The 8,571-nt window shown below is 69.5% G+C and carries 10 protein-coding genes; all 10 read left to right on the forward strand.

Annotated features, from left to right (window positions below; genetic code table 11):
• Positions 1–172 precede the first annotated feature (172 nt).
• The 10 genes from Q8Q85_14825 (at position 173) to Q8Q85_14870 (ending at position 8,503) form a co-directional block, all read left to right on the forward strand.
• Positions 173–550: a prepilin-type N-terminal cleavage/methylation domain-containing protein gene (locus Q8Q85_14825; GenBank protein MDP3775531.1), complete on the forward strand. Its 378-nt coding sequence runs from the start codon at positions 173–175 to the stop codon at positions 548–550.
• 75 nt (positions 551–625) lie between these two features.
• Positions 626–1,801 carry an ATP-binding protein gene (locus Q8Q85_14830; protein ID MDP3775532.1) on the forward strand — a complete coding sequence of 392 codons (1,176 nt, stop codon included), beginning with the start codon at positions 626–628 and terminating at the stop codon, positions 1,799–1,801.
• The gene (locus Q8Q85_14835; GenBank protein ID MDP3775533.1) at positions 1,798–3,180 is read left to right on the forward strand and encodes a sigma-54 dependent transcriptional regulator; all 1,383 of its coding nucleotides are present in this window, start codon (positions 1,798–1,800) and stop codon (positions 3,178–3,180) included. The genes Q8Q85_14830 and Q8Q85_14835 overlap by 4 nt, the downstream gene beginning before the upstream one ends.
• Before the next feature lie 77 nt (positions 3,181–3,257).
• Complete coding sequence (locus tag Q8Q85_14840) at positions 3,258–3,626, forward strand: prepilin-type N-terminal cleavage/methylation domain-containing protein (GenBank protein MDP3775534.1); 369 nt, start codon at positions 3,258–3,260, stop codon at positions 3,624–3,626.
• Positions 3,623–4,474, forward strand: coding sequence for a prepilin-type N-terminal cleavage/methylation domain-containing protein (locus Q8Q85_14845; protein MDP3775535.1), 852 nt, complete (start codon positions 3,623–3,625; stop codon positions 4,472–4,474). Before Q8Q85_14840 ends, Q8Q85_14845 begins: the two co-directional genes overlap by 4 nt.
• The gene (locus Q8Q85_14850; protein MDP3775536.1) at positions 4,474–5,514 is read left to right on the forward strand and encodes a hypothetical protein; all 1,041 of its coding nucleotides are present in this window, start codon (positions 4,474–4,476) and stop codon (positions 5,512–5,514) included. The genes Q8Q85_14845 and Q8Q85_14850 overlap by 1 nt, the downstream gene beginning before the upstream one ends.
• Positions 5,515–5,662: 148 nt before the next feature.
• Positions 5,663–6,127 carry a GspH/FimT family pseudopilin gene (locus Q8Q85_14855; GenBank protein ID MDP3775537.1) on the forward strand — a complete coding sequence of 155 codons (465 nt, stop codon included), beginning with the start codon at positions 5,663–5,665 and terminating at the stop codon, positions 6,125–6,127.
• Positions 6,124–6,474: a prepilin-type N-terminal cleavage/methylation domain-containing protein gene (locus Q8Q85_14860; protein MDP3775538.1), complete on the forward strand. Its 351-nt coding sequence runs from the start codon at positions 6,124–6,126 to the stop codon at positions 6,472–6,474. Before Q8Q85_14855 ends, Q8Q85_14860 begins: the two co-directional genes overlap by 4 nt.
• Positions 6,471–7,334, forward strand: coding sequence for a prepilin-type N-terminal cleavage/methylation domain-containing protein (locus Q8Q85_14865; GenBank protein ID MDP3775539.1), 864 nt, complete (start codon positions 6,471–6,473; stop codon positions 7,332–7,334). The genes Q8Q85_14860 and Q8Q85_14865 overlap by 4 nt, the downstream gene beginning before the upstream one ends.
• Before the next feature lie 14 nt (positions 7,335–7,348).
• Entirely contained in the window at positions 7,349–8,503 is a 1,155-nt protein-coding gene (locus tag Q8Q85_14870) for a hypothetical protein (GenBank protein ID MDP3775540.1), read from the forward strand.
• Positions 8,504–8,571 lie beyond the last annotated feature (68 nt).

Below are 8,571 nucleotides of genomic sequence, written 5' to 3' on the forward strand. Positions count from 1 at the left end.
CGTGACGATGGCCATCGGAGCGGCGACCGGCACGGGCTGGAACGCCACGACCAAGCACAACGGTACCCTCAAGACCTGCACCATCTACATAGGCACCGGCCCGGTGATCGGTACCGGCAACGAAGGCGAGCCGAAGTGCACTTAATTTGGCCGCCCTTTTCGGGGGTTCCGGATGCGAAGTGAGAGAGGCTTCACCCTCATCGAGCTCCTGATCGTAGTGGTAATCATCGGCATCCTGGCAGCCATCGCGATCCCGAAGTTCGCCAACACGAAAGAGAAGGCCTACATCGCCGCGATGAAGTCCGACCTCCGCAATCTCGTCACCGCGGAAGAGTCGTATAACGGCGACAACGCCTCGTACACCAGCGCCCTGGCGTCGCTGCAGTACCAGGCGTCGTCAGGCGTGACGGTGACGATCGGGGCGGCCGACGCGATCGGCTGGAACGCGACCGCCAAGCACAACGGCACGACCAGGACGTGCGGGATTTTCTACGGGACGTCCACGGCGCCCATCGCGGGTCAGAACGAGGGCGAGCCGAAGTGCCAGTGACGTGGCTCGGTTGAGCGGGCGGAGGGCGGGCGTCTTTGCCCGCCCTTTGCTTTTTGCACCGGTGAAGCGATACACATGGTTGCGATGCTCCTGATCACGCGCGCGTCGGCCGCCCACGCCAAGCCGTCGCTTCGTACCGAGCTGCTCTTCAACCTGGCTTTTCTGGCTGCCGGGGCGCTCGTCCTGGCGGTCGCTTCGGCGATCTTGGCCCCGCTCTTCGGCAAGAGCGACCTCGGCTTCCTGCTGCTCGCCGGGCTGATCGTTGCCGACGTCATCATCTTCATCGCGTTCGGCCGCTACCTCGTGTCCCGGCTCGTCACTGGTCCCATGGAAACGCTGGTCGATGCGACGCAGGCCGTCGCCGCCGGGGAGCTCACGCGCCGAGCCCCGGGCGCCGCCACCCGCGAGCTCGACCGCCTCGCCGACAGCGTGAACCGCATGACCGACCGCCTCCTCGATGCGCAGGGCGCACTGGTCCGGGCCGAGAAACTGGCATCGGTGGGGCGCCTCGCCGCCGGCATCGCTCACGAGGTCGGCAACCCGCTTTCGGCCATCGGCAACTACGTCGAAGTGCTGAGGCGCCGCGGCGCCGACCCGGAGCTGATAGCAGCCATCGAGCGCGAAAGCGGTAGGATCGACGGCATCGTCCGCAGCCTGCTCGATTACGCCCGGCCGCGCGGCGCCGATCGCGCCGCGATAAGCCTGGCGGACGTCGTCGCCGGGGCGGTCGATCTCCTTCGAGCGCAGGGGGTCTTGAGGCCGGTGCACGTGGACGTGAGTGCCGATCCGCAAGCGCCGCCGGTGTGGGGCGACCGCGTGGCGCTCGAACAGGTGTTCGTGAACCTGTTGCTCAACGCGGTGGACGCCGCCGGCGAGGGCGGCCGGATCACGATCGTCACGGGCCCCACCGTTCTGGGCGACAGCGGCGACGCCGGACGCGGGTCCGATCCGGCGGGAGCCTCGCCCGCCGAAGACCGGCGCGGGCGCCGCTCCGGCCGGCACCTGTCGGGAGTCCCCGACGGCAGCCGCGCGACGCAGGTCGTCGTCGCGGACAACGGCCCGGGCGTGCCGGACGACCAGGCCGAGCGCATATTCGACCCGTTCTTCACGACCAAGGCCCCGGGAAAAGGCTCCGGACTCGGCCTGGCGATCGTGCAGCGCACCGTCAATGACCACGGCGGGCGCGTGGACGTGGCCCGTGCGCGCGAAGGGGGCGCCGCCTTCACCGTGATCCTGCCAGCGCAGTCGTGAAGCTGCTCATAGTGGATGACGAGCCGGGACTCCGGCAATCGCTCCGCCTCATCCTCGCGGACGAGCAGTACGAGGTCGCCGACGCCTCCGACGGTGCCGCCGCGCTGGCGCGGGCCGCCGCCGAGCCGTTCGACCTCATCCTCTGTGACATTCGCATGCCGGCCATGGACGGCCTCGACTTCCTGCGTCAGTACCGCGCGGCGGGCGGGACCGCGCCCGTGATCATGATGAGCGCCTACGGGAACGAGGACGCAGCCATCGCCGCGATGAAGGAGGGAGCATACGACTACATCGCCAAGCCGTTCCGCGCCGACGAGGTCGTGCTGGTGCTCCGCAAGGCCGAGGAGCGCGAGAAGCTGCGGCGCGAAGTGGAGTCGCTGCGCTCGGCGCTGGGCCCCGGCGCCGCCTCGCCACACATCGTAGCGGAGTCTCCCGCCATGAAGGCCGCGCTCGACATCATCGCGAAGGTGGCGCCGCACCGCACCACGGTGCTCATCACCGGGCCGAGCGGCACCGGCAAGGAAGTACTCGCCCGCGAGTTGCACCGGCTCTCGCCGCGCGTCGAGCAGCCCTTTGTCGCGGTCAACTGCGCGGCGATCCCGGAGGCGCTGCTCGAATCGGAACTGTTCGGCCACGTCCGCGGCTCCTTCACCGGCGCCGTGAGCGACCACCGCGGCCTGTTCGAGCAGGCCTCCGGCGGGACGCTCTTCCTCGACGAGATCGGCGACCTCCCCACACCGCTGCAGGCCAAGCTGCTGCGCGTGCTCCAGGACGGCGAGGTGCGCCGCGTCGGCGACCGCTCGTCGCGTCGCGTGGATGCGCGCGTCGTGGCTGCCACCGCCCGGGACCTGGAGACCGACGTCGCTACCGGACGCTTCCGCGAGGACCTCTTTTACCGCCTGAACGTCGTAGCCGTCCGCCTGCCGCCCATCGCCGAGCGTCCGGAGGACGTGCCCCTCCTGATTCGCGCGCTGCTCGAGCGCCACAGTGCGCGACTCCGCTGCCCGGTGCCGGACATCGAGCCGGAAGCGCACCGGGCGATGCTGGATCACGCCTGGCCCGGCAATGTGCGCGAGCTGGAGAACGCCCTGGAGCGCGCGATGGTCCTCTCCAGGGGCGGTGTGATCCGACGGTCCGACCTGCCGCACTCGGTGCGGGATTCCGTTGCGCTGGACTCTGCGGCGCCTGCGCTCCGCGGCCAGGGCCGCATCGCCGACGACCTCTCGCTGAAGAAGCACGCCGGCGCCGCGGAAGGAGAGGCCATCCGCGCGGCGCTCCAGCGCACCGATGGCAATCGCCGTCAGGCCGCAGCGCTGCTTGGTATCTCGGTGCGCACCCTCTTCTACAAGCTCAAGGAGCTCGGTATCACCGAGAGGTAGGCCCCACCGCAACAAAACCGCCCCGTCCTGGAAGAATCCGTACCCATCGTCGGCGAGATCGGCGCTACTATCGTCCCGTGAAACGCAGTCCCTGCTCGAGTCGCGAGGGGTTCTCTCTCGTCGAGGTCGTCGTGGCGATGGTCCTGCTCACCTCGGGCCTCCTTTGCCTGGCGGCGTCGGCCCGCGCGGTGACCTGGCTGACGACGCAGGGCGCGCGGATCGGCGGCGCGGCGGTCGTCGCTTCGGCCCGCATCGAGCAGCTGCGCGCGGCGTGCGCGGGCGCGGGCGCGGGCCAGGCGACGTCGGGCGTGTTCACCGAGCGCTGGACGGTCGCGGCCTCGGGGCCGCTGCGCTCGGTCACGCTGAACGTCTCATTCCCGGATCCGCGGGGCCGGCGTGGCGCCGCCTTCGCCGCCCTGCTCTGGTGCGCCCCGGCGTCCCCGTGAGCCGCGCGGCAAGTCGGTCCGGGTTCACGTTGGTCGAGCTGCTCGTCGCGCTCGTGCTCTCGGCCGTGGTGCTCGGCGCCGTCTACCCGGTGCTGTGGAACAACCAGCGGTTCTTTCGGGCCCAGGCCGAAATCGTCGGAGTCCACCAAAACGTGCGGGCCGTAGCACACATCCTCGCGGCGGAGCTTCGCCAGGTCTCGGCCGCGGACGGTGACATCGTCGCGATGTCGGACCGGTCCGTCACGATCAAGGCGCTGCGGGGCTTCGCGGTGGCGTGTGCGGCGCCGGTCTCCGGTGCCGTCGTGATCCGCAACAGCCTGACGTTCGGTACCCGCGGGATCGACCGTGAGAGGGACAGCGCTCTCGTCTTTCTCGAAGGTGACCCCTCGTCGGCCACGGACGACCGCTGGCTTCACCGTGGCATCGCGGACGTCGCGGCGGGAGCGACGTGCGAGGACGGAGCCGCCGGAACGCGCCTCGCGCTCGGTGCCGCGGGCAAGCCTTCGGCGCTCGACAGCGTCACCGACGGCGCGCCGGTGCGGACCTTCGAGGTCGTGACCTACCGGCTCTACGCCGACGCGTCGGGGACGTGGTGGCTCGGGGTCCGGGCGTTCACCGGAGGGGCGTGGTCCGTGACCTCGCCCGTGGCCGGTCCCCTGCGGCCGCGGGACGGCCTCGCGCTACGATTCACCGATGCGGACGGCAACTCCGTCGGGTCACCGGATCGGGTCGCCCTCGTGGACATCGTCGTGCGGGGCCGGAGCGCGAGGCCCCTGGCCGCGCCGGGCCGCCCAGCCGGGCCCTACGAGGACTCGCTGGTCGCGCGGGTCGCGCCGCGGAACGACTGATGCGCCTCGCCCCTCCAACGGCACGGCAACGCGGGTTCGCGCTCGTGGCCACGCTCTTCGCCCTCGTCATCATCGCCGCGCTCGTGACGGGCGCGTTCTTCGCCGCGGAGCAGGAGCTTCGCGTCGGGCGGAACAGCCGCGACGGCCAGCGGGCGCTCGCCGCCGCGGAGGCCGGGGTCGCCGGTGTGCTCGGCGGCGGGGGCGGCTTCGCGCCGGGCGCGCTCGCCCCTGGTGATTCGCAGACCAGCGCCGGCACGGTCCAGGGAGGTGCGGGCGACTTCACGGTCACCGTGCGGCGCCTGAACGGAGAGCTCTTCCTGTTGCGTGCGGTGGGGCGTGACCCGGCCGGCGCGTCGCTACGCACCGTCGGACTCGTGATGCGACTCCTCTCGCCGCCGGCTCGGTTCGAGGCTCCCCTCACCGTGGAGGTTCCACCACCCGCCGGCGTCGCGGGCGCCGTCGACGGGGTCGATCGGGACCCGCCCGGCTGGATCTGTGATGCGCTCGCGCGCGACACCGTGCCCGCGGTCGTCGTGGACTCGGCGAACGTCGTCTGGGACTCCCTCGTCGCGCTCGCTCGAACGGTGTACCAGCCCGCCGATCTCACCGGCCCGATCGGGGACGTCGCCCCCGTCGGGGACGCTGCGACGTGTGATGAGCCCGCGCGGGGCAACTGGGGCGAGCCGGCCCGCCCCGCCACCGTCGCCGGCTGCGCGTCGTACTTCCCGGTCGTCTACGCGCGCGCGGACCTTACTCTCAGCGGAGGGCGGGGCCAGGGCTTGCTGCTGGTGGAGGGCGACCTGACCATGGAAGGCGGCTTCGTGTTCGACGGCATCATCCTCGTTCGCGGCGCCCTCACGTTCAGGGGTTCCGGGGCTAGCGTGCGCGGCGCGATCGCCGCGGCGTCGGTCCGTGCCGGGCCGGATCTGGCGCCCGGCGCTGCCTCGATCGGCTTTTCGTCCTGCGCCATGCGGCGCGCCCTCAGCGCCGCCGCGCGAGCGCGGCCCCTCGGGAGGCGCGCCTGGGCGGAGCTGTTCTAGGGCCGACGGGCGGCGAACAAGCAGGTGCAACAAGCTGCAGTCGCTGCAGTTGCAGGTCTGCGTGATGCAGCGCTCTCCCCGGAATCCTCGTTACGTACCAACGGGTTACGCCCCGGCACGGGATGTGCTATGGTCTACAGTTAACGCTATGAAGACCAACAAGATGTACTCGGCTGCTCGTGGCTTCACTATCATCGAGATAGTGATGGTGGTCGTTCTGGTTGGCATACTGATGTCGGTCTCGCTGCCGTTCTTCCGCACCGGTTCGACGAAGTCGTCAGTACGCGGGGCCATGGATGCCATCAGCTCGCTGCATGCGGTGGCCAAGGCCACGGCGATCCAGCGCGGCCGCTTCGCCCGCCTGGTGATGATCCCAGGGTCCGCCACGGCGTTGGTCGTCGCCAACCGTTCGACCGGAACGGTGCTCGATACCATCGGCTCCGTCGAGAATCTGGGTACCCGGTTCAGCATCACGTTTACCACCACCCGGGACACCCTCGTCTTCACCCCCCGCGGCATCGGTGCCGAGCTGTCGGGCACGACGATCATCATCGTCCGGGGCGATTTCCGCGACACGATCACGATCTCGGCGGCGGGGAGGCTTACCAGATGAACGCGAAGGGCTTTTCCCTCATCGAGCTCATGGTCGCGATGATCATCCTCACGGTGGGCGTGCTGGGCCTGGCGGCCTCCGCGCGGTACGTGACGCAGATGACGGGGTCGGGCGGACGCTACGGCGCATCCTCGGTGGTCGCCAGCTCGCGCTTCGAGCAGCTGCGCGCCGGCGGCTGCGCGGCGCTGGCCGCCGGGTCGGCGACGACCGGCAAGTACTCGGAGAGTTGGGCGATTGCGGTGTCCGGGCTGCTGCGCACCGTGACGCTCACCATCTCCTACAACGACGGCCGCGGCACTCGCAGCGCCGTGTTCGCCACCACGATTTCCTGCGCGCCCAGCGTATGACGCCCCGCACCGCTTCCCGCGCCGGATTCACGCTGATCGAGCTGATCATCGCGATGGCGATGGCGTCCATCGTACTCGGGGCGGTTTACCGCGTCCTGGTCAACAACCAGCGCTTCTACCGGGCGCAGAGCCAGATCGTGGAGGTGCAGCAGAACGTGCGCGCCGTGTCGCAGATCCTGCCCGCCGAGCTGCGCGAGCTGGACGCGGCCGATGGAGACATCATCGAAATGAGCGACACGTCGATCACGATCAAGGCGATGCGCAGCTTCGCCACGATCTGCGCCACTCCCGACGCGGCGACCGGCCGAATCGTCCTGCGCAACAGCCTGACGTTCCAGTACCGGGCTTTTGATCCAACGCGCGATAGCGCGCTCGTCTTCAGCGACAGCAACGTCCAGTCGGCGACAGATGACACCTGGCTACACGCGCCGGTCGCCGCCGTAACGACCGGGGTCACGTGCGCCGACCTGACGGCGGGGACCCGCCTCACGCTCACCGGCATGGTGGGCGGCATCGGTAGGCTCGCCAACGTCACCGAGGGGTCGCCGGTGCGCACCTTCGAGGTGGTGAACTACCGGTTGTACGACGACGGCACCGGCATCTGGTGGCTGGGGGTGCGGACGTACTCGAGCGGCGCCTGGTCGTCGACCTCGCCGGTCGCCGGGCCGCTGCGGGCCACCGACGGCATCACCTTCTCCTACTTCGATGCGGCCGCCGCCGTGACGGCGGTGCGCGCCAACGTAGCGCAGATCCAGATGATCGTGCGGGGACGAAGCGAACAGAACATCCAGGTGCAGGGGCGGCCCACCGGCCGGTACCAGGATTCGCTGACGGTGCGCGCGGCCCTGAGGAACAATTGAGATCCGGAGGGATCATGTGTCACAAGTCGGATGAGCGGGGGTTCGCCCTGGTGGCGGCGGTGTTCGGCCTGGTCATCATTGCCGCCCTGGTGACGGGGGCCTTCTTCGCCGCCCGCCAGGAGATGAGCGTCGGGCGGAGCAGCCAGGGCTTCCAGCGGGCCTTCGGGGCGGCGGAGGCGGGCCTCAACAACACCATCGTCCAGTGGAATACCGGATCGTGGAACGGGCTCGCCGTCGGCGACTCGGCGTCGGTGTCCGGGACGCTTCCCGGCAACACAGGCAGTTACGCCGGGGCGGTGCGCCGGCTGAACAACGAGCTGTTCGTGATCCGCTCGGTGGGGCAGGACCCGACGGGTTCGACCCAGCGCACCCTCGCCGCGCTGGCGCGGCTGTTGCTGATCCAGATGAACTTCCAGGCGTCGCTGTCGACGCGCGGCAGCCTGAAGCTTGGCGGCAGCAGCTTGATCGACGGGCGGAACTCGTCGCCCGCTGGGTGGACCTGCCCAACCGCGAGCGACACGCTGCCGGGCGTCATGACCAACAACACTGGGCTGATCGAAACCGCCGGCTGCACTCCGACGGCGGGCAACTACAGCTGCATCATCGGGAATCCTGATGTGATAGCGGATCCCACCATCACCGATTCGACCTTCTTCAAGTTCGGAGATGTGGACTGGCTCGAACTCGTGGCGATGGCGACGAAGGTCTATCCGACCGGCAACATCGGGCCGCTCAACGATATCGGGCCCGTCGGCGACGCCACTACCTGTAACACGGCGATTCTCAGCAACTGGGGCGAGCCGGGCGTCTCCCCAACCGGCACGATCCTGGTGGCGGGCTGCCGGAACTACTTCCCGATCATCTACGTGAACGGCGACCTCAAGCTGACGGGTGGCCGCGGGCAGGGCATCCTGCTGGTCGAGAGGAACCTGGAGGTGCAGGGCGGATTCGAGTTCTACGGACCGGTGATTGTGAGAGGCGTCTTCTCGACCTCGGGCACGGGGGGACACTTCAATGGCGGCGTCATGGCGGCCAACGTGAACCTCGCGACGTCGTCGGTCCTGGGCAACGCGGTGATCACCTATTCGTCGTGCGCCGTCGCCCAAGCGCTCCGGTACAACGCCCCCGGCCGGCTCTTGGCCCAGCGGTCGTGGGCCGAGCTTTTCTGAGGGGTGCCAGCGACGTAAGTGATAGATATCACTTAACTTTCGCCACTTCGCTTAAAGTACCTTGACAA

Source organism: Gemmatimonadales bacterium (assembly GCA_030697825.1).
GTDB lineage: Bacteria > Gemmatimonadota > Gemmatimonadetes > Gemmatimonadales > JACORV01 > JACORV01.

What these genes read in the sequence shown, in the direction of transcription:
- Q8Q85_14850 (MDP3775536.1), top strand. Translation starts at nt 4,474, where the DNA reads ATGCGCCTCGCCCCTCCAACGGCACGGCAACGCGGGTTCGCGCTCGTG.
- Q8Q85_14860 (MDP3775538.1), top strand. Translation starts at nt 6,124, where the DNA reads ATGAACGCGAAGGGCTTTTCCCTCATCGAGCTCATGGTCGCGATGATC.
- Q8Q85_14870 (MDP3775540.1), top strand. Translation starts at nt 7,349, where the DNA reads ATGTGTCACAAGTCGGATGAGCGGGGGTTCGCCCTGGTGGCGGCGGTG.
- Q8Q85_14830 (MDP3775532.1), top strand. Translation starts at nt 626, where the DNA reads ATGGTTGCGATGCTCCTGATCACGCGCGCGTCGGCCGCCCACGCCAAG.
- Q8Q85_14865 (MDP3775539.1), top strand. Translation starts at nt 6,471, where the DNA reads ATGACGCCCCGCACCGCTTCCCGCGCCGGATTCACGCTGATCGAGCTG.
- Q8Q85_14825 (MDP3775531.1), top strand. Translation starts at nt 173, where the DNA reads ATGCGAAGTGAGAGAGGCTTCACCCTCATCGAGCTCCTGATCGTAGTG.
- Q8Q85_14855 (MDP3775537.1), top strand. Translation starts at nt 5,663, where the DNA reads ATGAAGACCAACAAGATGTACTCGGCTGCTCGTGGCTTCACTATCATC.